Origin of the sequence: Roseobacter sp. (assembly GCF_045106495.1) — a bacterium.
Lineage (GTDB): Bacteria > Pseudomonadota > Alphaproteobacteria > Rhodobacterales > Rhodobacteraceae > Roseobacter.
Genome location: NZ_JBGCEQ010000020.1, coordinates 47,395 through 71,841, shown reverse-complemented (window position 1 = coordinate 71,841; position 24,447 = coordinate 47,395). Strand labels below are relative to the sequence as shown.

Sequence of the window (24,447 nt, the reverse complement as noted above, 5' to 3'; positions counted from 1 at the left end):
ATGCTCCGATCGGTCTGGGTCGTCAGGTTTTGATGTCGCCCAAAGCGTTGGTCTCGGCAATCGTGGCCGGGTTGCTCATTCTGTCGGCCGCATTTGCGCCGTTGATCGCGCCGCATGATCCCTTTGCATTGGGCAGTTTCAACCTCATGGACAGCGAATTGCCCCCGATCTGGATCAATGGGGGGGATGCGCGGTTTTTGCTGGGCACCGACACGCAGGGGCGAGATGTCTTGTCAGCGATCCTCTATGGCATGCGCGTGTCGCTGATCGTCGGCTTTGCAGCTGTTGCGATTTCGGCATCGGTCGGAACCCTAATTGGGCTGATCGCGGGCTTTCGAGGGGGATGGCTGGACGCGGTCCTGATGCGCTTTGCAGATGTCATTCTCAGCTTTCCAACCATTCTGATCGCTCTGTTGGTCAGCGGTATCGCACGCGGCGTTTTGCCCGACACCCGGCAGGGGGACTATGCGATTTATGTGCTGATCCTCGCAATTGCGATCAATGAGTGGACACAATACGCGCGGACCGTGCGAGGCCAGACACTGGCCGAAGGCGCACTGGACTACGTCAAGGCCGCGCGGATTTCAGGGCTCAGCGATACGCGCATCCTGCATCGCCACATCTTGCCAAACGTGCTTTCCCCGGTGATCGTCATTGCCACGATCAATCTTGGGTTGGCGGTACTGGCTGAGGCCACGCTTTCATTTCTGGGTGTCGGTATGCCCGTCACTCAGCCCTCGCTTGGAACGTTGATCCGCATCGGCAACGAAAACCTGTTTTCCGGTGTCTGGTGGGTCGTTGTTTTTCCTGCCGTGACGCTGGTGATGCTGGTGCTGTCAGTCAATATTTTTGGGGATTGGCTGCGTGATGCACTTAACCCGCGCCATGGATAATAGGCTTCGCATTCGCGGTTTGAGTGTGGTCTATGGGAAGGTCCCTGCGGTCAGCAATCTGGATATCGATGCCGCACCCGGAGAGGTGGTCGCAGTCGTTGGCGAAAGCGGGGCGGGCAAATCCTCGGTCGGTGCGGCATTGCTGGATCTGGTTGATCCGCCAGGCCGCTGGAACGCTGACGAGATGCGCCTTGACGGTGTGCCTATAGACTATAGCGCCTCACACGTGCGGGGGCGCGATATCAGCGTGATTTTTCAAGACCCGCAAACCGCGCTCAATCCTTTGTTCACCGTCGAAAGCCAGTTGGTCCATATGGTGCGCCATCATCTGGGCCTGTCAAAATCCGAAGCGCGCACGCGCGCTGTTGAAATGCTGGAAGAGGTTGGCATCCCGGATGCCGAGGCGCGGGTTCAGTCCTATCCCCATCAGTTCTCAGGTGGGATGCGCCAACGTGTCGTGATTGCCCTTGCTCTGGCCTGTAAGCCGCGTGTCGTGATTGCCGATGAACCGACCTCCGCCTTGGATGTTTCGGTCCGCGCTCAGATTCTGCGGTTGATCCGCACGCTTTGTCAGAACAGGGGCATGGCGTGTCTGCTGATCACACATGACATGGGGGCGGTGGCCGAAATTGCAGATCGTGCTGTCGTCATGCGACACGGCGCCTCTGTTGAAACCGGTACCAAGCAACAGATTTTGTCCCGACCCATGGCACCCTACAGCCGAACGTTGATTGCTGCGGTGCCGCCAAGTCATCGCCGTATCGACCGTTTTGCTCTGCCGGATAGTGGCGCGATCGCCAGTGATCGCAGGCTTGAAAAGTGGCTGCGTAACCGCCCGAGTGCATCAAAAGACGTGCCTCTTTCGATCTCGGGTTTGGGCAAAGTGTTTGGCGGCGGGCGTTTCGTTGGCTCAGGTGGGGGCGTGCGCGCGCTGGATGATGTGTCCTTCGAAATTGGCCGGGGAGAGATATTTGGTTTGGTTGGTGAAAGCGGGTCGGGCAAATCCACTCTGGCTCAGATTGCCGCAGGTTTGTTGCGTCCTACGTCGGGCGAGGTCCGCTTGCTCGGAAAACCGTTTGGCGCCACAACGCATCCTCGTTTTATGCGCGCTTATCGGTCGGGTTTGCAAATGGTGTTTCAGGATCCATTCAGTTCACTCAATCGCCGTATGAGCGTTATGGAAGCCGTGATGGAACCGATGCAGAACGTGCCGAGATCAGAAGCATTGCATCTGGTGACAACCTTGTTGGAGCGCGTCGGTCTGCCAGCAGACGCTGCCACACGTAAGCCGCACGCGTTTTCAGGTGGGCAGCGACAGCGGATCGCGATCGCCCGAGCCTTGGCGGGTCGGCCAGATGTTTTGATATGTGATGAACCAACCTCTGCGTTGGATGTCTCCATTCAGGCTCAGATCCTGAACCTTCTCAAAGATTTGCGCGATGACCTTGGATTGTCGATGTTGTTTATTACCCATGATCTGCCGGTCGTGCGCCAGATGTGTGACCGGGTTGGGGTGTTGCATCAAGGACGGCTCGTCGAAGTGGCGGCAACTGAGACGCTTTTCGAAACTCCAAAGGCGGCCTACAGCCAAGACCTGATTTCCTATCTTCCACGCCTGCCAGACCTCCAACCTCTCATAGTAAAGGACACCCAATGGCCAGCATCCGTATAGACAACGCCACGGTTATCACGATGGACAAGACGCGCCGTGTGATTGACAACGGCTCGGTTGTGATCAAGGACGACCGGATTACTGCTGTCGGTCCAACGCAGGAAATTGCCTCCCACTACCCGGCGGAAAAGGTAATTGACGGGACCCGTATGGCGATCATGCCGGGCTTGGTTGATGTTCATGCCCATGCAGGTCACGGGTTGATCAAAACCATGGGGGGTGGCGACAGCGAAGCATGGTACGAAACCTGTGGTGAAGTGTATACAACGGCTTCAGACACGCATTTCTGGCGCGCGGAGGCCGCTCTTGCTGGGTTGGAGCGGCTGAAATCCGGTGTCACTTGTGGTGTGTCCTTGCTCGGCGGTGGCGACAGTGTGATGCGCACGGATGATCCGATTTACGGCAAGGCGCATTTCGACGCCATCCGTGATCTCGGAATCCGGGTCGTTTTGGCGGTGGGCCCGTGTCGGGCGACCCATCCTTGGACCTATGCTAATTGGGAAAGCGGAAAGCGCACGGAGATATCCGTCAGCTTTGAACAGCAGATCGCCACGTGTGAGACATTGATCCGGGACCATCATGGCGCAGAAGGAGGCCGGTTGAACATCTGTATGCTTTCGCCGACGTTGCGGGTCGAGCATTTGGAGACCGCTGGGAGCAGCGAAAAAGCAGAGATGGTGCGTCAGGCCCAGACGGCCAGCCGGGTGGCGCGCGAACATGGTCTGGTTTTTACGCAAGACGGTCACAAAACCGGAACCGTGCAGTTTGCCAAAGACCACCTTGGGATTTTAGGACCCGAGGCTTTGCTGTCGCACTCCACGGATTTTACCGATGACGAAATTGCCATTTGTGCGGATTTTGATGTCAAGATTGCGCACAATGCCTCCGCGATTGGATCGGTGTTGGGTCGGTGTCGGGCGATTGAATTGATGGATGCAGGCGTTACGGTTGGCATTGGCTCGGACGCTACAGCGCCCGACCGGTCTGGCGATATGTTCCGCCATGTCCAGCAGGCCATGCATTATCATCGCCGCCACTTCCGCGATCCTGGTATTTTGCCCCCGGGGAAGGCCTTGGAAATGGTCACAATCGATGCCGCCAAAGCTCTTGGGATGGAGGATGAAATCGGATCGCTGGACGTTGGCAAGAAAGCGGATGTTATTCTTATCGATGTGGCCAAGCCACATTTGTTTCCCCACAACATGATACCTTATCGTGTAGCCTGTTTTGCCAACGGCGCCGATGTGGACACAGTGATCGTAAATGGAAATATACTGATGCAAGGCCGTCAACTGGCGTCGGTGAACGAGGCCGCTATTCTGAATGAAGCTCAAACCGCCACGGAAACTATGTTGGAGAGAACCGGCCGGCATGCGCTTACGGACATCCCCGAAGGATTTTTTGGAGCAACACGTTATTGAACAGAAATACCTCGAACATCGGATCGTGTTGACAGTTACCAAACCGGAGCATTCAAGATTTATGGACTGTGAATATTTTATGAGGCGCCACAACAAGGGGTCGCTCAATTCTCTGCTGTTCCGACCCTTTCTAACTACTTGCGGCGGATACGTCTGATGGCGGGCGGGCGGTATCGGTTAGGCATCGACGTGGGTGGAACGTTCACGGATTTTGTTCTGGCAGACATGGAAAGTAGCCGGATCGCCTTTCACAAGGAACCGAGCGCGCCTTCCGATCCATCGCGTGCCGTTGAAGCGGGTGTTGAAGTGCTTATTGCCCGCGAGAAGATCGCGCCGGGCGCTATCGAGTTGGTTGTTCACGGAACCACACTCGCGCTCAATGCCATTATTCAGCAAAAGGGCGCGCGTGTTGCGCTTGTGGTCTCTCGAGGCAATCGCGATGTTATGGAGATTGCCCGCGCAAGAATGCCGAATTCCTATGATTTCACGGCCGGACGAGAAGCACCGCTGATCCCGCGTGAATCTGTTTTCGAAATAGGCGCGCGTGGGCTGAGCGATGGCTCGGTCATGACACCCGCCGACCCAGATGAAATCGCAGCAGTCGCCGCAAAGATCGCGCGTGAAGGGCATGAAGCGGTAGCGGTCATGCTGCTGAATTCTTATCGTGACCCAATGCTCGAAGCCGAAGTTGCTGGCCACCTCGCCGATGCATTGCCGGGCATTCCCGTCACTCCGTCAGCCTCGATCTGGCCCGAAATGCGGGAATACGAGCGCGCTCTTGTCACCTGCATGAACAGTTACGTGCATCCCTTGATGGAAAGCTATTTCGAGCGTCTGCAAAAACGCTTTGCAGGTCAGGGGATCAACGCACCAATCTACATCACTGCGAATAATGGCGGCACCGTTTCGCTGGAAACTGCACGCGCCCGCCCCGTCGATACTGTGCTGTCGGGCCCCGCGTCCGGTGTGCTGGCGGCAACACGCACAGCGCCCGATGCGCCAAATCTGATTACATTCGACATGGGCGGAACCAGTACCGATATCTCGATCACCCGAGGGGGTCAGCTTGAGTTTACCAACTCGACGCTTATCGGGGATTATCCCTTGATGCTACCTGTCGTGAACGTATCCGCCATTGGGGCAGGCGGCGGATCGATTGTTTGGAGCGATGCACAGGGGTTACTGAAAGTCGGGCCTGAAAGCGCGGGCGCTGATCCTGGTCCCGTGTGCTATGGACGCGGCGGCACACGCCCCACGATCACGGATTGCTATCTGACGCTGGGCTATCTCGACCCGCTGCGATTTAACGATGGGCGTCTGGCGCTCGATGTCGAGTCCGCCGCTGAAAAGCTTGCGCAGACGGGAACCGCCGCAGGACAGGAAACGGCGGTAGCCACCGCATCAGCTGCCCTAATGGTCGCGACGGCCCGGATGGCGACCGAATTGCGTAAACTGATGGCTGAAAAGGGATTGGACCCACGCGGCTTTGTGCTGGCCGCCTTTGGAGGAGCGGGCCCGACCCACGCCAACCTTCTGGCCGAGGAAGCGCGCCTTGAAGGTGTATTGGTGCCGCAACTTCCAGGAACATTCTGCGCCCTAGGTGCTATTTTGGCGGACGTGCGCCGCGAATATGTGCGTCAGGCCCGGATCACAACGGATCGCAGCGGTGCGCATTGGGAAAAGATCACCTCTCTGCTTGCCGAGATTGAAGCCGAAGCTTTGGAGTGGGTTGCGGCAGAAGGCGACCTTATTGGCTCTCACGAACTGCGCCTGACCTGCGACATGCGCTATCCGGGGCAAGCGTTTGAGCTGCCCATCGCGGTTCCTGATTATGCACTTGACCGCCTGACGCCAACTGACTTGATGGATCATTTCAACGCCGAGCACGAGCGGCTCTATGGGTTTGTCGAAACGGACTCTGCAGTTCAAGTGACGACGCTGCGCTTGTCGGTAGTGGGGCGCGTTGAACAGATCGGGCTGCCAAAATCAGAATCGGGCGATCTGCCCAAACCCAGGACAGTACGGCGCATGTATTATCAGGATTGGCGGGATGTGCCGGTCTATGATCGTTCTGCCATTGGAAGTGGTGCAACTATTGACGGGCCCGCGATCGTGGAACAGCCCGATACCACTGTTGTCATTCTGCCGGGTTGGCGTGCTGTATCGGATACGTTGGGCAATCTGCTTATCCGCCGGATGGGGGATGCACCGTGAAGCTTGATCCTGTTCTGCTTGAGATTTTGCAAACCCAGATGCAGGCCGTTACCGAGGAAATGGCAATCACGCTGGCGCGCACGGCACGCTCCACCTACGTAAAGGATGCCGCCGATTTTGCCACCGCCCTTGCAAACTTGGATGGCAAGTTCTTTTGTTACCCGTCCAACATGGGCGTATCGGGGTTTCTTGATCTTGATTGCGGTGTTGCGATCCGCGCCGTTCCCGATCTTGAACCGGGTGATGTCATTATTACCAATCACCCGTATCTCAGTGGCGGGCTCTCCACGCACATGCCGGATCTTCAACTGATCAAGCCGTATTTCCATGACGGCAAAATAGTGTGTTACGGTTGGGACTTCATCCATTCTGCCGACATTGGTGGCGGTGTTCCGTCCTCAATCTCTCCTCGTTTCACCGAGCTGTTTCAAGAAGGGCTGCAAATCCCGCCGATGAAGCTGGTCAAGGCTGGTACTCTCAACAAAGACTTCGAGACGATCTATCGTGCGAATTGCCGTGTGCCTGATCTGAATATGGGTGACATCAGGGCGATGCTGGCAGCGCTCACCGTCGGAGAGCGACGCGTTGCTGATCTGATTGAGCGCCATGGTATCGATACGTTTCAAACCGCGCAGGTTGATACAGTGGACTACGCCTGCCAAAAGGCGCTGGCGGTGCAACGTCGCATCCCCGACGGCACCTACGTGTTTTGGGATTACATGGACGACGATTATGCCACTTGCATCCCGATCCGGATCCGGGTCGAGATGACCGTGAAGGATGGTCAGGTCCACCTTGATTTCACCGGGTCGGACCCTCAGGTCATCGCGGCCTACAATGTGCCCACAGGCGGATTGCGCCACCCATGGTTGACCCTAAAGCTCATGCATTTGATCGGCAGTTATGATCCCACGGTGCCGCTGAACTTTGGCCTGTTCGAGAATATCACGGTACATGTGCCAAAGGGGACGGTGCTGAACCCGGAATTTCCTGCGGCGGTCGGCGTGCGCCATGCTACTGCCATCCGGATCAACGACGCGGTGGTCGGTGCTATTGCAACCGCGCTGCCCGGACTTATCCCGGCCCCGTCCGGCGGCACAGTCGTGCCAACAGTGATTGCCGAACAAGACGCTAAAACGGGCAGTCGGTCGGTGGTTGTCATCCAGTCGCTTGTCGGTGGCACCGGTGCGCGCGAGGGTGGCGACGGCGTGGATGGGCGCGACAGCGGTCTTGCCAATCTTTACAATACGCCGGTAGAGCGGTCGGAAGCCGACACCGAAGTGGTGGTTGAGGCTTATGGTCTGCGACCTGACAGTGGCGGACCTGGATGCTGGCGCGGGGGAACCGGTCTCGAAATGCGCATCTTCATTGCGCGGTCCGGCACCGCCGTGCTGGGGCGTGGGCTTGAGCGGTTTGTGTTCCGTCCCTGGGGTATTTCCAAGGGCGGGCCGGGTGCCGTATGTCGCGTGATCCTGAATCATGGTCTGGCAGACGAGCGCGATCTCGGCAAACTGGACATGTATGTCGCTGAGGCCGGTGACAGGCTGACGATCCTGACAGCGGGTGGCGGTGGTTTTGGTGATCCGTTCACACGCGATCCTGACGCGGTATTGCGCGATGTGATCGCGGGGTTCGTATCGGTAGAGCGTGCAGAACTTGATTATGGCGTTGTCATTTCAGGCAACCTTGTGGATCATGATGCAACCAGGGCGTTGCGGGCAGTTGGTGCACTTCGGGCGGCGTTCAATTTTGGTCCAGAGCGAGAAGCCTGGGAGCGTGTGTTTGATGATGCCACGCTGTGCGCCTTGTCCGCCCGTTTGCTTAAGCTGCCGGCCACAATACGGGCGCAGACACGTCGCCGCATCATCGAAGCGGCTGTGCCGGGCCTTGACGAGGTGGCCAAAGTTGGACTGCCCGCGTTGATGGCTGATCCAGCTGGAATCCGCGCCCGACTGACCGAATTAACAAAGGGGCTGCCAGCCTGAGGGCAGGTCAGCGACGGATCTCCCCAATTCCTGACAAGTAATAACGTCTTATCGACCGCCATCAACGGACAGGACTTGCCCAGTTATCCATGATGCCTGTGGACTAACCAAAAACATCACCGCCGCGGCAATGTCTTCTGGTTTGCCAAGTCGGCGCATGGCTATCCCACTTACCAGCTTGTCTTGTCCTTCTGGCCCGAGGGCGTCCCATTGACGCTCTGTTGTTGGGTTTGATCTGACGAAACCCGGCGCGACAGAGTTCACGGTTATGCCGTATTGCCCCAGCTCATGACCGAGCTGGCGTGCCAGCCCGATTTGCCCGGCTTTAGCACTGGCGTAAGCCTGAATACCTGTCAGGCTCACATCCAGCCCCGCGCGGCTGGAAATCGTAACAATGCGTCCCCAGCCAGTCTTTTTCATTTCCGGCGCGACAGCTCGTGCCAAGTAGAATGCTGCCGTCTGGTTTACCGAAACGATTGCGTCCCAATCCAGTGGTGAGATATCCTCGACAGGGCGTCCCACTTGCCCGCGCACGCCGCCCGCCACATGAACGGCGATGTCAAAACCACCCGCGGTCTGCGCGTAATTCGCGAGCGCGTCGGCATCCGTTACGTCAATTTGGGCTGTAGATAAGCCTGTACCATCAAGGGCTGTCAGGGCTGCCGCGTCAATGTCGATCCCGGAAACTGCTGCGCCTGATTCTTGCAGGGTCTGAGCGATGGCGCGCCCGATGCCTTGGCCCGCGCCAGTGACAAGTGCGCGGTGGCCTTTGAGGTCGAGCTTCATGAGCAGTCTCCTTTATCAAATGCGGCCTTCAAGGCGTCGAGCGTGTCGTAAGACAGCGACCGATGGCCCTGTTCGATATCTTGAATCAACGTCACAAGGCGGCGGGTCAGGGGCATCGGGTGGCCAAGCGCGGCGCCAACTTCGATGGGTTTGGTCAGTTGTGGGTCCACCTCTGTGCGTCGCTTGCGCACCGCCAGGTCGCGCCAGATGCCCGAATGAGTTTTGGCGGACGTGCGGTTGTGGGCCACCATCGCGGCAAAGGATGCCGTCGTGATTAATGGATCTGCATCCGGGCGGAACGCCGCAGGATCATAACCGTTGAAGCCCTGCGGATCGACCTGTTGGGCATCGGCCAGAACCGTCAGCTCGCGCGCCAACGCCGTTAGTGTGGGGCGGTATTCAACATGCTCCAACACGTCTGCGATACTGTCATTCGTCAGAGCGGTAGCAAACAGCAATGCGCCATAGCCAAGCTTGCCCCAAAGATACCCCCAGATGTGAGGCGTCGTGATCGCGTTGGGCTCAAACACCGATAAAAGACGGTGGGTCTGCGTCAGCCGGTCGGTTTGGCTACCATCAAGTTCCCCGACAACAACGGCAGCGCGACCGCCAAACAACACCCGACCGGGGCCTAGGTAATCAGCGCCGAAATTGACGAAGGCACCAAGCGTTGAACCCCGCCCGATGATGTCGGAGATGGTCATTTCGTTCAGTCCGTTTTGAAGTGACAGAACATATCCATCCGGTGTCAGGTGAGGCACCAGTGCGCGTGTCGCGTCTTCGGTGTGTTGCGCTTTGGTACAGAGCCAGATCACAGGGAAGGTGCCATCTAAATCGTCCGGAGTTACGGCGCGGGCAGGGACGTGGAATTCCTCGATCGGGCCTTCGATTGCGAGGCCAGCTTCGTTCAGTGCATCAACATGGTCTTTGGCCTGATCGACAAACAGAACATCATATCCGGCACGGATCATATAGGCTCCGACAGTGCCGCCAATCGCACCTGCGCCCCAGATCAACAGGGGCGCTGTCACGACCATGGCCCTTCAAGAAGGGCGCGCGTTTCTTCAACGGCCACGTCCCACAGTGCGTGCATCGTCTCATCCGGTTTTTGGTAAAACCCTCCGAACACGCCATCGCCCAAGTAGTTGCGCACGGCTTCAGGGCTCATCACACGCATCCGTTCAAGATCTATCATTGGTTTTTGATGATCTGGCATGGCCACATCTGCAAGACGCGTCCACGGAAAATTCTCCATCCAGGATGCGTGGCTTGCGACAGGGTCGATGTCTTGAACCTTTGCCCAAGTGTCCGGGGCTTGCCACCAGTTGTGAAACTTGATGGCCATTTCGGGGTGATCGCGCATCACGTCCAACGCCGCTGCACCCGCAGGGGCGTTGCCGCCATGTCCGTTCACGATCAACACACGGCGAAACCCGGTTTCGCGGAGACTGTCCAGAACGTCGCGAACCACCGCAAGCAAAGTCTCGACCCGTAAGGTCACACTGCCGGGGTAGGCTGCGAAATAGGGGCAAAGACCATAATTCATGCGTGGAAAAACCGGAACACCCAGCGGCTGGGCCGCATCCAGCGCAACCTTTTCGGCGAGGATTGCATCCACCGTTAGACTTAGCGGCCCGTGTTGTTCGGTCGACCCGAGCGGAACAATGCAGCGGTCATCGGTTTTGAGATATTCCTCAACCTGTTGCCAGTGCATTTGTGAAATCTGCATATTGCCTAATCCTCCAGCGTTCTGAACCATGTTTGGTGTGCCTAAACCTGATTTGTGAGAACTCTGCACAGAACGGGCTGGATTCGCGATGTATATTTAGTCAAGCCTGTCACGCCGGGGAGAGAAATAGCCTTGATCCGTGATATTGAATAAATGTGCCAAAAGGACGGTCATAATGGGAACTCTGGTTATTGGCGGCGGCGGCTTCGTTGGATTGAATATCGTCGAACATCTTCTGGCGCAGGGTCGGTCGGTTACGCTTTTTGATATTGCGCGCCCGCCCGTATCGGCGCTTGATGCGCTGGCAGCACTGCCGGGTGCGTTGCGCGTGGTAACTGGCGATGTGTGTGATTCAAGGGCTGTGGCCGAGGCGTTCAGAACCAAGATCGATACGATGGTGTACGGAGCCGCCGTTACCGCGGGGCTTGAGCGGGACAGGGACACGCCGGAATTGACCATTGGGGTCAATCTTGACGGGTTTCTGGTAGCCTTGCGCGCCGCGCGTGACGTGGGTGTGCGACGGGTCATCAACCTGAGCAGTGCAGGGGCATATGGTGCTGCAGCGTTCGCCGGGCAGGGCTCCTTGCATGAAGACAATCCTGCGCCCGACCCTCAAAGTATCTATTCGATTACAAAATTTGCGTCCGAACGGGTAGGTGCGCGCATGTCGGAAGTTTGGGGTCTCGATGTGATCAATGTTCGTCTGTCGGGTGTGTTTGGTCGTTGGGAACGGCGCACCTCGGTGCGTGACACGCCGAGCCCGCAGTTTCAGATCGTCGAAGCCCTGCGAGCCGGGCGACCTGCGCTGGTCGAGAGACTGGACAATCGCGACTGGATTTACGCACCCGATGTGGCCCGCGCCGTGGATGCAATAATGCAGGCAACGGATCTGTCTTATCGGCTTTACAATATTTCGACCGGGCAGACCTGGTCCGTTCTGGCCTGGGGACAAGCGATGGCCGTATGGTTTGAGGGGGGCGTGTGTCGATTGGCTGAGCCCGGAGAGGCAGCAAACATCGCATTACATGCGCCAACCGATCGCCGTCCGTTGTCCGTGGATCGCCTTCGGGCGGACGACCTTCTTGTGACCTGCTGTGATATTAATCAGTCGGCCGAAGAATACAATTCATGGTTGCAAGGCGATGGTGCGAATTACAGTTAGCCCTTGCGCAAAAACCCACACCTGCTGCAACTTTCACAGACCTTGAGGGGCTTTGTTCGCAATTTTCCAAAGTAACCGTATCGGCATCCGACACTAAGGCATGTAGATACTTTGCTTTTTTGGCGTTTTGCGATGGTGCCTTTCTTGGCTATTCTAATGACAGCGCCACCCTTGGCGTACAAAAAAAGCTAGTGGGAGACGTTCACCTATGAAAATACTCAAATTAAACAGACCACTTTTGGCAGCCCTTGCTGCAAGCACTGCGCTTGCCGGCGCTGCAACGGCGGAAGAGCTAACGATAGGCGTCCGTTCCGGCGCAGAATCCATGGACCCTCATTTCTCCGCCATTGGGATCAACGTCTCGGCGATGAAAAACGTCTATGAAACACTGACAGCGCGCGACGACAATCTTCAGCTTCAGCCTGGTCTCGCCGAAAGCTGGGAGCCGGTCGATGATCTCACATGGCATTTCAAACTGCGCGAAGGTGTAACTTTCCATGATGGTTCGACGCTGGATGCCGCCGACGTGGTTCAGTCGATCAATCGCATCCCATTGGCTGCGGGCCCCGATGGCGGTCTTGTCACCTATACGCGTCGGATTGTAGAGGCCTCGGTCGTTGACGATTTGACAGTGGCCCTCAAGACAGACAGCCCGGCAGCGACGCTACCATTGGATCTCACGCGCTTGTTTGTTATCCCATCTGAGATTGCTCTCGACACACCTGTGTCCGAATTTAACTCTGGCGCGGCGGCCATCGGGACTGGCCCGTACAAGCTGGACTCATGGGCTGCAAAGGGCGACATGGTCGTTGTTCCCAATGATGCTTATTGGGGCGACGCAGCAAAGTGGGACAAAGTCACCTTCTCTGAAATCTCCAATGACAGCGCGCGTGTCGCGGCGTTGTTGTCGGATCGGGTGGACCTGATCAACTACGCGCCGCCAACAGATGTGGCACGGTTGCGCAGTGAGGACGGCCTGGAAGTCTTTTCCGGCTCTTCGGTTTATATTTTCATGCTGTTCCCTGACTACCGGGATGAAACACCATTGGTGCGTGCCAAAGATGGCGGGGCACTTGACAGCAACCCGTTTCAGGATCTTCGGGTGCGGCAGGCCATTTCATATGGTGTAAACCGCGATGCGATTGCGAGCCGCGTGATGGAAGACCTAGCGACTCCGGCGTCGCAAATCATTACCGAAGGGTTCTTTGGCTGGTCTCCCGAGGCAGGGGAACTGTCCTATGATCTTGATAAGGCCAAAGCGCTTTTGGCCGAGGCCGGATACCCGGATGGTTTTCAGGTCGATCTGCATTGTACATCTGACCGTTTACCAATGGACGGCGATATCTGTGCGGCACTTGGACCAATGCTTGCCCGCATCGGAATCGATGCAAGTGTGAACGCTACACCACGTGCGGTGTATTTCCCGGCACAATCCGGTCGCGAATACTCGCTGATGATGAATGGTTGGGGGTCGCTCACGGGTGAAGCCTCCTACATCCTGTCATCGATGGTGCACACCAAGATCGAAGATGGCTCTTATGGCGTTTTCAACCACTTCTCCTACTCCAATCCGGAGATTGATGAGTTGGTCGAAACGGCGTTGGGCACAATCGATGAGGGTGAACGCAAGTCGTTGCTTGAGCAGGCGATGAAGGTGACGATGGATGATTTGATGGCCATTCCGATCGTGAACCTTTCGGCAATCTGGGCAGGAGACTCTGAAAAGCTGACATATCTGCCGCGCGCAGATGAGGATACACTCGCGATCAACGCGTTGCCGACTCAGTAACACTGTCAGGCATTCACATAAAACGCACCGGCGGCCCATCGGTCGCCGGTGCGTATTCTTGGAAGGAAAGAAGAGTATGATCAGTCTGGCAATTATCGGACCGGGGCGCTGGGGGCGCATTCTTGTCGAGGCTGTTCAGGGTGTCTCGGAGACTGTCACTTTCACCCGCGCCGTCGCACGAACGCCCTCAAAGGCGGCTGATTGGTGCGCAGCGCATGGCATTGCGCTCGGCGACGATCTCGCTGCCGTGCTGGCCGACCCAGCGATTGATGGCATTGTGCTGGCCACACCCCATTCCCAACATGAAGAGCAAATTAAACAAGCCGCGCGCGCCGGAAAGCATGTGTTTTGCGAAAAGCCCGTGACACTGACACGGGCCACTGCTGAGGCTGCCATGCAAACGGTCAAGGACGCTGGTATTGTATTCGCTGCGGGCCACAACCGACGCTTTCTACCAGCGATAGAGCGGATGAAAGCCATGGTTGCCAGCGGCGATCTGGGCACTGTTTTGCACATCGAAGGCAACATGAGCGGCCATGTTGGCGCGCGTTATACGTCAGACATGTGGCGGGTCGATCCGGTCGAAAGCCCCGCAGGTGGTCTGGCGGGATCCGGCATCCACGTTATTGATGCTATGATCCATTTACTGGGCCCGATCACCTCCGTCTTTTCCCAGAGCGATCGGCTGGTCCATGACATCGACCTTGATGATACAACCAACATGTTGTTGCGTTTTGAAAACCGCGCAACGGGCTATCTTACGGCCATGACGGCGACCGCTCCAATCTTTCGCATTCAGGTCTTTGGTGAAAAGGGCTGGCTTGAATTGCGTGGTGAAAACGACCTGACCTGGACGCCAGTGGACGGCGTGCGTGAAGTCTGGACCTATCCGGGTGTGTCCACCGAACGGTTGCAGTTTGAAGCCTTCGCTGATGCGATCAAAACAGGCGCGGCCTATCCGATTTCCAAGGAGGACGTGATCAACGGCATTGCTGTGTTCGAAGGTGTCTCGACCTCGGTTGCCTCTGGCGCGCGTGTATCACTTTGATCACCGTGACCCGCCCATCACGCAATTTACTGGGCGCTTTATTGCTGGCATTTTCGTGGGTGTTCTTTACCACTGAGATGGTGACTGTACGACTTCTATCGGATGATTTGTCAGTGGCACAGATCGCGGTGTTTCGCTTGACTGCTCAGGCGGTAGCATTGGCGCCATTGGTAATTTGGACAGGCGGAGCGGTGATGCGGACCGCAAGGCTTCCTGCCCACTTTGGCCGCGCGCTGTGCAGTGCGACCGGAATGTTGATGTTCTATCTGGCGTTTGTGATGCTGCCGCTGGCGCTTGCGACAACGCTGACATTTTTGCAGGCTACCTTCGTGATTGTGCTGGCAGCGCTTCTGCTCGGGGAAAAAATTGGCCCACGCCGAATTGCAGCGGTCGTGGTCGGGTTCATCGGAGTGCTGATCGTGGTGCGTCCCGGCATGGCGGTAATCGAACCTGGAATGCTGATCGCTTTAGGCGCTGCATTCGCCTCATCGCTTCTTATGATCCTGACGCGCAGTCTGTCCGCAACTGAGAGCCGGATGGCGATCATGCTGTATTCCGCCTCACTGGGCTTGCTGCTGATCAGCATTCCAGCGGCGTTGACCTGGCGACCTCTTGAAGCGCGCCACCTGCCCATGCTGGCTCTTGTGGGTGCATCGGGTACGGTCGGACAGTTCCTGATGGTAGGAGCCTTTCAACTGGCAGAAGCCTCAGCATTGGCGCCGGTCGATTACATAAGGCTGATTTTTGCGGTTGGTGCTGGTTATATGATCTTTGACGAAGTGCCAGATATCTGGACATGGGCTGGCGCTGGCGTGATTTTGGCCTCCGTCGGATACGCCACACATCGCGACAGGATTGCGGCACGGACGGCGTCACAGATTACGAAAAGCTAGACCAGAACGTGCGATGTAAAGGGAGACAGAAATGACCGAGAAAAGACACGCGACTTACCTGTTGACGCCTGGCCCCCTGACCACTTCTGTCGAGGTCAAGGCGGCCATGCAGTACGATAAAAGCCCGAACGGTCCCGAATTGATCGCCCTGGTGAAGAGTATTCGCGATTATGTCGTCGAATTGTCTCATGGTGGCGATACTTATGATTGCGTGCCGATCCAGGGTAGCGCCACATATGGCATCGAGGCGGGGTTTAATTCGCTGGTCGACAAGGAAACTGCGCACGTGCTTGTGGTCGAAAACGGCTTTTACGGGTTGCGTTTGCGCGAAGTGATCGAAGCGAATGGATACCGCGTAACACGGCTTGAAGGAGCCGTGTCGCCCCCTGTGTCGGGTGCAGACGTGGCTCAAAGGCTCGCAGCTGACCCGTCCATTACCCACGTTGCGGTGTGCCATTGTGATACCGGAACCGGAATTCTCAACCCGATTGAGGATATCGCCGAGGCCTGCCGCACCCATGGGGCCAAGCTGATGATCGACGCGATCGCGGCCTATGGCGGGTTCGAAATCAATGCACCTGCGTTGGATGTCGAAGCGGTCTTTATCTCGCCAAACAAATGTTTTGAGGCTGTGCCGGGGATGGCCCTTGTTCTGGCCAAAAAAGAGAGTCTGCGAGAGGGGATCGGCCGCGCGCAGTCCTCGGTGCTCGATCTGTCTGCGCAATGGGCGTTCATGGAGGAGAAAGGGTGCTTTCGCACAACGCCTCCGACCCATGTGTTGCTGGCAATCGCAAAGGCGATGGAACTGCACAAGGCCGAGGGTGGCATCGCACCCCGACAAGCTCGCTACGTGCGCAACTGGCGCCGGTTGGTCGACGGTTTGCGGCAGCATGGCTTTGCTACGTTCCTGCCTGATGAACACGCCTCGCCCATCATCGCGACATTCCACGACCCGGACGATCCGAGCTATTCGTTCGAGGCTTTCTACACCGCAATGGAGCGACGGGGTTTCCTGATTTTTCCCGGCCGTCTTACCTCTGCCCACACCTTCCGGATCGGTACAATGGGAGATCTGACAGAGGCGGATATGACACTGATCCTGAATGCTGTCATGGAGTCTATGACCGAGATCGGCGTGACATCATTTACACCAAAAACGGAACGGATCATCGCAGCTTAGCATGTTTTGTTTGTGTGAGGCCTGTAGAATGGGGCAAACGTGCGGTAAGCTCAATTGGGTATCCTGCTCCAATCAAAGTTACTTAAACACCGCGGTGTAAGCCTCCAACTGCGCTGAGGTCATAACCGCCCCAAAGCGGCGTTGGTTCAATTGGCACGCCGAAGGTCGGCAGTGTGGACAAAGCCGACTTTTAGAAAAGTCAGGTAATTCTTGTAAAAGTTCGCTTCCGCTGGGATGGTTTCCTCAACAGAGTTTTTCGAGGATTTGACGATGCATTTGTCCAAACTTGCGGCGGTTTCGTCGATTGCCCTTACCATTATCGGTTCGCAAGCGTTCTCCCAGAACGGGGCACCGATACTGTTCACGAACGTCAACGTGTTTGACGGTGTGAATGAGGAAATTATTGAGAATGCGAATGTCATTGTAACTGACAATCTGATTACAGAAGTGTCCTCAGAACCCCTCGCAGTCGCCAATGGTATCGTCATCGATGGCGGCGGACGCACTTTGATGCCCGGCCTGATCGACGTACACTGGCACACCCTATACTGCTGCAACCCGCAGAGCGTGGTTGTAACCGGCGATATTCTTGAAGTCGCGGTTCGTGGTGCTATCGGCTCCGAGGGCACATTGATGCGCGGTTTCACAACAGTGCGCGACGTTGGCGGCAATTCATTTGCGATCAAACGGATGATTGACGCGGGAGAGATCGAAGGCCCCCGTATCCTGCCGTCAGGCCCGCCAGTTACACAAACCGGGGGTCACTTTGATTATCGCCCCTATCAAGCTGTGCCGTCCAACGCCGCAGACTCACAGTGGTACTGGTACAGCGTTGGGTTAATGGCGCAAGCTGACGGAGTGCCGGAGGTAATTAAACGCGCCCGTGAGATCATGCGAATAGGCGCGACCCAGCTTAAAGTTTCCACCGGCGGCGGGGTTTCGTCGACTTATGACCCTCTGGATGTACGCCAGTATACCAAGGCCGAGATCGAGGCTTTCGTAGAAGTAGCCGAGACATACAACACCTATGTCGCTTCGCATGTCTTCACGGACGAAGCAGTGGAAATTGCCGTTGCCGCGGGAGTTAAATCCATCGAGCATGGTTTCCTGATGAGTCGGGAGACCATGGAATTGATGCGGGAAAATGACGTTTGGTTGTCAGTGCAACCTCTTCTGGATGACGAGGATGGCTTTTCTTTTGACGATCCCGTCAGCCAGCAGAAATGGATTGACGTTACTGACGGAACAGATTTCACTTACAAAACAGCGAAAGAAGTTGGTGTGAAAGTGGCCTTTGGCACCGATATTCTGTTCGATCCCAAATTGGCTGAACGTCAGGGCGCGTTCCTCGCTAAATTGGAGCGTTGGTATTCACCTTACGAGGTGCTGAAAATGGCGACCTCGACCAATGCCGAACTGCTTAAACTCTCCGGCCCGCGCCACCCCTATCAACAAGGCGACTTGGGTGTGGTCGCAGAGGGCGCTTATGCCGACCTGATCCTTGTTGATGGCAACCCTCTGGAAGATATCGACCTGATCGCGGACCCACATGAAAATTTTGACCTGATCATGAAGGACGGCAAAATATACAAGAACCAGCTGCACTAAGTTCGAGAGCAACTCATTTCAGCAAGGCCGATTGTGGAACGGCTGCTTTGGGCCCGGAGCGGCTGTTGGCGAGTGACTCCGCCTCCATCCGAAATTGGCCTGTGTTTGATTGCACCTCGAGCATTCATCTGCTGACAAGAGGCAGCGTTTTGGTTGCAAATACGGTTAAGGCGGTGTGCGACGGTGATGTGGTCATACATTGGCCATGTTGCAAAAATACTGGCGAACATGACCACGCCACAACTTGGCTGCGGTGGTTATCCGTCGTTGAGATGACACGCCGAAAGGCGTCCGGGCGCAATCTCGCGCAATTTAGGTGTTTCTTCGGAACAGCGTTTCATCGCGAACGGGCATCGAGGGTGAAAATGGCATCCTGTTGGCGGGTTCAACGGCGACGGCAGTTCTCCCTTGATCGGTGTGTAGGTTTGACGCCGGCGATCAATCCGCGGCACGTCGGCCAGCAATGCTTGTGTATAGGGATGGTTTGGACTCGAGAACAGATCGGCATTTGACGCCATTTCGACCACACGGCCCAGATACATAATAACAATGCGGTCGGCGATGTGATGCACCACGCCAAGATCATGGCTAATGAATAGGTAGGTTAGATCAAAATCAGTTCGCAAGTCCATGAAAAGGTTGAGAATTTGCGCTTGAATAGATACATCAAGGGCGGCGACTGCTTCGTCACAGACCAGGAATTCAGGCTGAACGGCAAGGGCACGGGCGATGCCGATGCGTTGACGTTGACCTCCGGAAAACTGATGTGGCAGGCGTCGCTTTGCGTCCCTGTTCAACCCGACACGCTCAAGCAACTGATCGACATAGTCCTCAATATCGTTTTGCTGAACGATGCCATGGAACACCGGCGCTTCACCAACAGTGTCGATCACGCGCTTACGCGGGTTTAGAGATGACATCGGATCCTGAAAGATCATCTGGATCTTGATCGAGGCGTCCAGTGCGTCGTGGGCAGCCATGGAGGCGAGATTGCGCCCCTTGAAGGCCAAAGTGCCGTCGCTGGGCTGGTGTATACCTGCGACCACGCGGCCCAATGTGGACTTTCCGCATCCAGACTCGCCGATCAGACCCACGACTTCGCCGCGGGCGACCTGAAGGTCAACGCGGTCCACCGCATGAACGACCTTGTCCTTGTAGGTTGCACCAGCCAAATTCAGCAGCCGGGCCGCGATGTCGATCCGCTTGGTAAACCGTTTTGAGATGTTGGACAGCTCAAGAATTGGTTGTTCACTGCCCGTATCAGCGCTTGGGGGTTTTGTCGCGGGCTTGGGTTGGGGGGCTGAAAAAGTCATGTTTAAAGCCCTGCTGGTGTGGTTTTAGACCGCGTGTCAGGTGGATGTGCAGCCTCATTAGCGCCAAGCGGATGATGACAGCGCGCAAAGTGCCCCAGGCCATGTTCTGACAATTCCGGGGCTTCTCCGCACAGTGCAGTTGCGCGAGAGCAGCGGGGTTGAACCGGACAGCCTTTTGGCAAGTTCAAGAGGGAAGGTGTCATGCCGGGAAATTGCTGAAGCCGTCCGCGCGACTGCCCAATTTGCGGCACACTGTCCAATAGGCCGCGTGTGTAAGGGTGCACCGGATTGTCCAGAACATCGTCGACGGTTCCGTTTTCGACAATCCGTCCCGCATACATTACCGAAATGCTGTCAGCCAGACCCGCAACCACCGACAAATCATGGGTGATCCAGACGATGGCAGTGCCGAACTCTGCCGCGAGGGAGCGAATTTCGGCAAGGATCTGACCCTGAATTGTGACATCAAGCGCCGTCGTTGGCTCATCTGCAATGATGACAGCCGGTTGGTTCAGCAAGGCAATTGCGATGGCCACGCGCTGACGCATCCCGCCAGATAGCTGATGGGGATGGGAGCGCAACCGCTCTTCGGGTGCGGGTATTCCAACTTTCTTCAATGCATCCAACGCGCGTGCCGTTGCCGCTTTGCGTGAGACATTTTCATGAGCATGGATGGCTTCGGTCATCTGGGTATCGATGCGCAGTACAGGATTCAACGTCATCATAGGATCCTGAAAGATCATCGAAACACGTCGTCCGCGAATGTCTTGCAGCGTGCGGGGGGACAGGCCGACAATATCATCGCCTTCGATCTTAATGCTGCCCTCGACCACCTTGCCCGGGGGGTCCACAAGCCCAATCACAGAAAAACCGGTGACGGTTTTGCCAGATCCGCTTTCACCCACCAGTCCCATGATTTCGCCTGGTGCGACCCTGAAACTGACCCCGTCAACGGCCTTTACCGTGCCCGCTTTGGTAAAGAAGTGCGTCTTGAGGTTCGTGACTTCAAGCGCGGGTTTTGTGCCAGTTGTCATGTTTCAAGCCGCGGGTTGAGAACGTCGCGGATTCGATCCCCGACAAGGTTTATGGACACTATGGTGATTAGCAGCGCGACCCCCGGATACGTCGAAATCCAATAGCGGCCAGACAGGACATAATCGAACCCGTTTGCAATTAGCAATCCAAGGCTGGGTTGCGTGACGGGCATGCCAAGGCCAAGGAAGGAAAGGGTCGCTTCCAGCGCGATGGCATTGGCGACCTGAACGGTTGCGACAACGATCAGCGGGGCAATGCAATTGGGCATCAGATGGCCGAACATGATACGCCTGTTAGACAAGCCCAAGCAATGCACGGCATCGATATATTCCCGACGCCGTTCCGCAAGTGCGGCGGATCGGATCGTGCGCGCGAAATAGGCCCATTGAACCGCGACAAGCGCGATGATGATCTTGTCGATGCCCTGACCCAGAACCGCGAGCATGATGAGTGCGATCAGGATGGCCGGGAATGACAGTTGAAACTCCACCAGTCGCATGATCAGTGTGTCGACCCGGCCTCCGAAAAATGCGGCAGTTAACCCAACGGTCGTGCCAACTGTCAGCGCGATGATCCCCGCGACCACACCCACGCCGAGGCTGATCCGCAGCCCATAGATGATCGCCGAGAAAAGATCACGCCCTTGACCGTCAGTTCCCAGCCAATGAGTCATTCCCGTCATTCCGATTTCACCTGGTTCCAGTCGACTGTCCATCAGATCGAGGTTCATCAGGTCATACGGATCCTGCGGCGTAACAAAGGGCGCAAAGACTGCAGCTAGCACGATGATGATGCAAAGAACCAACGCAAATACTGCAATCGGACTTGCCACGTAGTCGGTTGCAAATTTTGAAAAACCCGTACGCTCTTTGTATTCTGCGGGCTCTCCGTCCTGCGCCGGCGACAGGGGAGGGATGTCAGAGTTCAGGCTCATTCGTCGGTCTCCGTGAGGCGGACGCGCGGATCGATGAAAGAGTAGGTTAAATCAACAAGCAGGTTGATAATCACGAACATCAGAACCGTCAGCATAAGATATGCGACCACAATAGGTCGATCGAGCAGGTTGATTGAATCGATGATCAGCTTACCCATGCCAGGCCATGAGAAAATTGTTTCCGTCACAACAGCAAATGCGATGACGGTGCCAAGCTCCAGTCCAAGAACCGTCACGATGGGAATCAGGATATTGCGAAACGCATGAACGAAAACGACCCGTGGTACAGACAAACCCTTTGCATAGGCGAACTTGATGTAGTCCTGTTGCAGCGTTTCGCGCATGCCAGCGCGAGTCAAACGGATGACCAAGGCGATCTTGAAAAGGGCAAGGTTCAGTGCTGGAAGGAATAGATGTTTGAGTCCGTCCCACGTCAGAAAACTGACCTCGACACCGAACAGTGACACGGTATCGCCCCGTCCGCCAGAAGGCAGCACGCCCCAATGCACGGCAAACAACACAATCAGCATCAGGCCGACCCAAAATGAAGGCAGGCTAAACCCCAGAATCGACGCGGATAAAATGAGCTTTGAAAACCACGCCTCGGGCCAATAGCCCGCGACCATACCAAGCGGTATGCCGAAGACCATAGCCAAAACAAGCGAAGAAATGGCCAGCTCCAGCGTAGCCGGCATCGCCGCGAGGATCAGCTTCAAAGCGGGTTCGTCATAGATAAATGAATTGCCAAGGTCACCTTGAAGAGCGCGGATCAGGAAGTAGCCGTATTGTTCATGAAACGGTTTATCCAGCCCAAGTTTTTCAATCGCCTGTTGTTTGATCTCGGGTGTCGCGTCCGGATTGATGAGAATCTCAACCGGGTTGCCAATAGCATAGACCCCCATGAAAACGATGAGTGACATCACGAATATGATCACAACGCCCTGAAGCAGTCTTTGCACTAAGAAGAGGGTCATAAAGTGCCGCTCATTTCATCTCCCATCATGGGTTTGCCTGATCTTGTCAAGCAAACCAGGCGGCGCGCTTGACTGTGGAACTTGGTCGTTGTGCGATGATGGGCGGAGAGTAATAATGCTGCAATGGCTTATTGCTTAATTTAGGACAGGACGCACAACCATGCGGCTGCAAGGACGTTCAGCGATTATTACGGGAGCATCTTCCGGCCTCGGTCGGGCCATGGCACTGCGTTTTGCGGCAGAGGGGGCCGCCGTCACGGTGGCCGATTTGGATCAGACGCCGCGCGAAGGCGGTGAAGCGACGATAGATTTGGTCCGAAAAGAGGGCGGTCAGGCAGAGTTTGTGACCTGCGACGTATCCGATTGGAGTGCGATTGATGCGCTGGTCGCAGGGCATGTTGCCCACCACGGGCGGCTCGACATCATGATCAACAACGCGATGACCACACGGTATTCGCCAAAACCGCTGTTGGAAACATCCCAAGAGCAATGGCAGGCCGTGCTTGATGTCAATTTGACAGGCGTTTTTTTTGGCTGCAAACGCGCCGTCGCACAGATGATCGACCAGGACCTCGTGGGAGAGGTGCGTGGCCGCATCATCAATCTGTCCTCGCAATTGGGCATCCGCGCAGCACCGGGTAATCTGTCCTATGGGGTGTCCAAGGCCGGGATCGACTATATGACTCGCTCAGTTGCGCGCGACTACGCGGCGCATAATATCATGGTGAATGCCATTGCACCGGGCAAGATGCTGACTGGCAAAACCGGACCTGCCATCGCGCCTGACGTCATCGCGTTCTCCGAATCGCGCACGCCATGGCCCCGATTGGGCCGCCCGGAAGACATTGCAGGCGCTGCACTTTTTCTGGCCAGCGACGACGCCAGCTTTATTCAGGGTGAGACTTTGGCAGTGGACGGAGGCTGGCTCGCCAGTTGAATCCCGGCAGGATCAGCACAAGAGCGACAATCACAAAAACGAGGGCGAGTACCTCGAACACACCAACTTGCTCGTCGAGGATGAGCGCGGAAAGATAGACACCCAAAGGTGGCACAAGAAGCGTGCCGGTAGAGGCCAGCGAAGCGGGCAGTCGGCGTACAATTGTGAACCAGACAGCCTGACAAAACACCATCGGGATCAGCGCCGAATACGCCAATGCGCTGCCCGTCACAAAGTCAACGCGCAAAAGGCTTGCCGGATCACCGACCATGATTGCCGCGATGGTCAGAGGCACGGATGCAATCAAAAACTGCCATCCCGACAACGCGAGCACGCCCATTTTCCAATTCACCGCCTTGACGATAATGGTTGCTACGCCCCAGGCCATGGCCCCCGCTATCATCAACAACGCGCCGAAAAGTTCGGACCCCAAGGCGTCCAGAGCAGGCCAAAGCAACAAACCCATGGCGGCCATGCCCAAAGCAAGACCAGACATGCGGCGCGTGGTTACTGGTTCTTTGAGAAAGATTATCGAAAGAATCGTGGCCCAGATCGGCATCGTGAAGCCAAGAACCGCAGCCCGGCCGGCCTCAACCATCGCGATACCAAAGCCGGAAAATGCATTCCATAAAACGCCCTGAAACAGGGTCAGCCACAAAAGCGGGCGCAAATCCTGTCTTGGAATCGCAATTGAGAGTCCCGAAAGCCGTGCAACTATCAGACATCCGGCCCCACCGACAAATACAATTGCTGCCCGAAATGTCCACGGTTCCACCACCGTCAGCCCAATTTTCATAAGCGGCCAGTTCAAAGCCCAAAAAACTGCGAACATCGTCACAGTGATGACTTGCAAGGGAATGTTCACGGACGTTTA

General features: G+C 56.3%; 20 protein-coding genes. 12 read left to right on the top strand and 8 right to left on the bottom strand.

Going from position 1 to position 24,447, the window contains the following annotated elements; all coding sequences use genetic code 11:
* Positions 1-32: 32 nt before the first annotated feature.
* The 5 genes from AB8B75_RS13605 to AB8B75_RS13585 all read left to right on the top strand — a co-directional run bounded on the left by AB8B75_RS13605 (position 33) and on the right by AB8B75_RS13585 (position 8,185).
* A complete protein-coding gene (locus tag AB8B75_RS13605; protein ID WP_405363225.1) occupies positions 33-893 on the top strand; it encodes an ABC transporter permease in 861 nt (286 codons plus the stop codon).
* On the top strand, positions 868-2,565 hold the full coding sequence (locus tag AB8B75_RS13600; RefSeq protein ID WP_405363223.1) for a dipeptide ABC transporter ATP-binding protein: 1,698 nt from the start codon (positions 868-870) through the stop codon (positions 2,563-2,565). The genes AB8B75_RS13605 and AB8B75_RS13600 overlap by 26 nt, the downstream gene beginning before the upstream one ends.
* Positions 2,547-3,986: an amidohydrolase family protein gene (locus tag AB8B75_RS13595; protein WP_405363018.1), complete on the top strand. Its 1,440-nt coding sequence runs from the start codon at positions 2,547-2,549 to the stop codon at positions 3,984-3,986. Before AB8B75_RS13600 ends, AB8B75_RS13595 begins: the two co-directional genes overlap by 19 nt.
* Before the next feature lie 156 nt (positions 3,987-4,142).
* Positions 4,143-6,200: a hydantoinase/oxoprolinase family protein gene (locus AB8B75_RS13590; RefSeq protein WP_405363016.1), complete on the top strand. Its 2,058-nt coding sequence runs from the start codon at positions 4,143-4,145 to the stop codon at positions 6,198-6,200.
* Positions 6,197-8,185 (top strand): hydantoinase B/oxoprolinase family protein, encoded by a 1,989-nt coding sequence (locus AB8B75_RS13585; protein WP_405363014.1) that lies wholly within the window; start codon positions 6,197-6,199, stop codon positions 8,183-8,185. The genes AB8B75_RS13590 and AB8B75_RS13585 overlap by 4 nt, the downstream gene beginning before the upstream one ends.
* 48 nt (positions 8,186-8,233) lie before the next feature.
* Here AB8B75_RS13585 and AB8B75_RS13580 read toward each other — a convergent pair whose 3' ends face one another.
* From AB8B75_RS13580 to AB8B75_RS13570, 3 genes are read right to left on the bottom strand one after another with little or no spacing between them, the layout of a single operon-like run.
* Entirely contained in the window at positions 8,234-8,971 is a 738-nt protein-coding gene (locus AB8B75_RS13580) for an SDR family NAD(P)-dependent oxidoreductase (protein WP_405363012.1), read from the bottom strand.
* Positions 8,968-10,002: a ketopantoate reductase family protein gene (locus AB8B75_RS13575; RefSeq protein WP_405363011.1), complete on the bottom strand. Its 1,035-nt coding sequence runs from the start codon at positions 10,000-10,002 to the stop codon at positions 8,968-8,970. The genes AB8B75_RS13580 and AB8B75_RS13575 overlap by 4 nt, the downstream gene beginning before the upstream one ends.
* Positions 9,999-10,700, bottom strand: a complete 702-nt coding sequence (locus AB8B75_RS13570) for a creatininase family protein (protein ID WP_405363010.1) — start codon at positions 10,698-10,700, stop codon at positions 9,999-10,001. Before AB8B75_RS13570 ends, AB8B75_RS13575 begins: the two co-directional genes overlap by 4 nt.
* Before the next feature lie 175 nt (positions 10,701-10,875).
* On the opposite strand from AB8B75_RS13570, the gene AB8B75_RS13565 reads away from it, so the two are divergent.
* From AB8B75_RS13565 to AB8B75_RS13540, 6 genes are all read left to right on the top strand, one after another.
* A complete protein-coding gene (locus AB8B75_RS13565; protein WP_405363008.1) occupies positions 10,876-11,862 on the top strand; it encodes an NAD-dependent epimerase/dehydratase family protein in 987 nt (328 codons plus the stop codon).
* 208 nt (positions 11,863-12,070) lie between these two features.
* Positions 12,071-13,651 carry an ABC transporter substrate-binding protein gene (locus AB8B75_RS13560; RefSeq protein ID WP_405363006.1) on the top strand — a complete coding sequence of 527 codons (1,581 nt, stop codon included), beginning with the start codon at positions 12,071-12,073 and terminating at the stop codon, positions 13,649-13,651.
* Between the two features lie 76 nt (positions 13,652-13,727).
* A complete protein-coding gene (locus AB8B75_RS13555) occupies positions 13,728-14,699 on the top strand; it encodes a Gfo/Idh/MocA family protein (protein ID WP_405363005.1) in 972 nt (323 codons plus the stop codon).
* Between the two features lie 41 nt (positions 14,700-14,740).
* Complete coding sequence (locus AB8B75_RS13550) at positions 14,741-15,592, top strand: DMT family transporter (RefSeq protein ID WP_405363003.1); 852 nt, start codon at positions 14,741-14,743, stop codon at positions 15,590-15,592.
* Positions 15,593-15,623: 31 nt separating this feature from the next.
* Positions 15,624-16,772 (top strand): 2-aminoethylphosphonate--pyruvate transaminase, encoded by a 1,149-nt coding sequence (locus AB8B75_RS13545; protein ID WP_405363002.1) that lies wholly within the window; start codon positions 15,624-15,626, stop codon positions 16,770-16,772.
* A gap of 270 nt (positions 16,773-17,042) precedes the next feature.
* The gene (locus tag AB8B75_RS13540; protein WP_405363000.1) at positions 17,043-18,380 is read left to right on the top strand and encodes an amidohydrolase family protein; all 1,338 of its coding nucleotides are present in this window, start codon (positions 17,043-17,045) and stop codon (positions 18,378-18,380) included.
* Between the two features lie 257 nt (positions 18,381-18,637).
* Here AB8B75_RS13540 and AB8B75_RS13535 read toward each other — a convergent pair whose 3' ends face one another.
* The 4 genes from AB8B75_RS13535 to AB8B75_RS13520 are packed head-to-tail and all read right to left on the bottom strand — an operon-like array spanning position 18,638 to position 22,636.
* Positions 18,638-19,693: an ABC transporter ATP-binding protein gene (locus AB8B75_RS13535; protein WP_405362998.1), complete on the bottom strand. Its 1,056-nt coding sequence runs from the start codon at positions 19,691-19,693 to the stop codon at positions 18,638-18,640.
* 2 nt (positions 19,694-19,695) lie between these two features.
* Positions 19,696-20,727: an ABC transporter ATP-binding protein gene (locus AB8B75_RS13530; protein WP_405362996.1), complete on the bottom strand. Its 1,032-nt coding sequence runs from the start codon at positions 20,725-20,727 to the stop codon at positions 19,696-19,698.
* Positions 20,724-21,662, bottom strand: a complete 939-nt coding sequence (locus AB8B75_RS13525) for an ABC transporter permease (RefSeq protein ID WP_405362995.1) — start codon at positions 21,660-21,662, stop codon at positions 20,724-20,726. The genes AB8B75_RS13530 and AB8B75_RS13525 overlap by 4 nt, the downstream gene beginning before the upstream one ends.
* Positions 21,659-22,636 (bottom strand): ABC transporter permease, encoded by a 978-nt coding sequence (locus AB8B75_RS13520; RefSeq protein ID WP_405362993.1) that lies wholly within the window; start codon positions 22,634-22,636, stop codon positions 21,659-21,661. Before AB8B75_RS13520 ends, AB8B75_RS13525 begins: the two co-directional genes overlap by 4 nt.
* A gap of 160 nt (positions 22,637-22,796) precedes the next feature.
* On the opposite strand from AB8B75_RS13520, the gene AB8B75_RS13515 reads away from it, so the two are divergent.
* Positions 22,797-23,573: an SDR family NAD(P)-dependent oxidoreductase gene (locus AB8B75_RS13515; RefSeq protein WP_405362991.1), complete on the top strand. Its 777-nt coding sequence runs from the start codon at positions 22,797-22,799 to the stop codon at positions 23,571-23,573.
* Here the strand turns inward: AB8B75_RS13515 and AB8B75_RS13510 are convergent.
* Positions 23,524-24,405: a DMT family transporter gene (locus AB8B75_RS13510; RefSeq protein WP_405363222.1), complete on the bottom strand. Its 882-nt coding sequence runs from the start codon at positions 24,403-24,405 to the stop codon at positions 23,524-23,526. The genes AB8B75_RS13515 and AB8B75_RS13510 overlap by 50 nt on opposite strands.
* Positions 24,406-24,447: the final 42 nt, after the last annotated feature.

Coding starts and splice junctions, on each gene's coding strand:
- AB8B75_RS13605 (WP_405363225.1), top strand. CDS start 33: ATGTCGCCCAAAGCGTTGGTCTCGGCAATCGTGGCCGGGTTGCTCATT.
- AB8B75_RS13600 (WP_405363223.1), top strand. CDS start 868: ATGCACTTAACCCGCGCCATGGATAATAGGCTTCGCATTCGCGGTTTG.
- AB8B75_RS13595 (WP_405363018.1), top strand. CDS start 2,547: ATGGCCAGCATCCGTATAGACAACGCCACGGTTATCACGATGGACAAG.
- AB8B75_RS13590 (WP_405363016.1), top strand. CDS start 4,143: ATGGCGGGCGGGCGGTATCGGTTAGGCATCGACGTGGGTGGAACGTTC.
- AB8B75_RS13580 (WP_405363012.1), bottom strand. CDS start 8,971: ATGAAGCTCGACCTCAAAGGCCACCGCGCACTTGTCACTGGCGCGGGC.
- AB8B75_RS13570 (WP_405363010.1), bottom strand. CDS start 10,700: ATGCAGATTTCACAAATGCACTGGCAACAGGTTGAGGAATATCTCAAA.
- AB8B75_RS13565 (WP_405363008.1), top strand. CDS start 10,876: ATGGGAACTCTGGTTATTGGCGGCGGCGGCTTCGTTGGATTGAATATC.
- AB8B75_RS13560 (WP_405363006.1), top strand. CDS start 12,071: ATGAAAATACTCAAATTAAACAGACCACTTTTGGCAGCCCTTGCTGCA.
- AB8B75_RS13555 (WP_405363005.1), top strand. CDS start 13,728: ATGATCAGTCTGGCAATTATCGGACCGGGGCGCTGGGGGCGCATTCTT.
- AB8B75_RS13545 (WP_405363002.1), top strand. CDS start 15,624: ATGACCGAGAAAAGACACGCGACTTACCTGTTGACGCCTGGCCCCCTG.
- AB8B75_RS13540 (WP_405363000.1), top strand. CDS start 17,043: ATGCATTTGTCCAAACTTGCGGCGGTTTCGTCGATTGCCCTTACCATT.
- AB8B75_RS13535 (WP_405362998.1), bottom strand. CDS start 19,693: ATGACTTTTTCAGCCCCCCAACCCAAGCCCGCGACAAAACCCCCAAGC.
- AB8B75_RS13530 (WP_405362996.1), bottom strand. CDS start 20,727: ATGACAACTGGCACAAAACCCGCGCTTGAAGTCACGAACCTCAAGACG.
- AB8B75_RS13525 (WP_405362995.1), bottom strand. CDS start 21,662: ATGAGCCTGAACTCTGACATCCCTCCCCTGTCGCCGGCGCAGGACGGA.
- AB8B75_RS13520 (WP_405362993.1), bottom strand. CDS start 22,636: ATGACCCTCTTCTTAGTGCAAAGACTGCTTCAGGGCGTTGTGATCATA.
- AB8B75_RS13515 (WP_405362991.1), top strand. CDS start 22,797: ATGCGGCTGCAAGGACGTTCAGCGATTATTACGGGAGCATCTTCCGGC.
- AB8B75_RS13510 (WP_405363222.1), bottom strand. CDS start 24,405: ATGTTCGCAGTTTTTTGGGCTTTGAACTGGCCGCTTATGAAAATTGGG.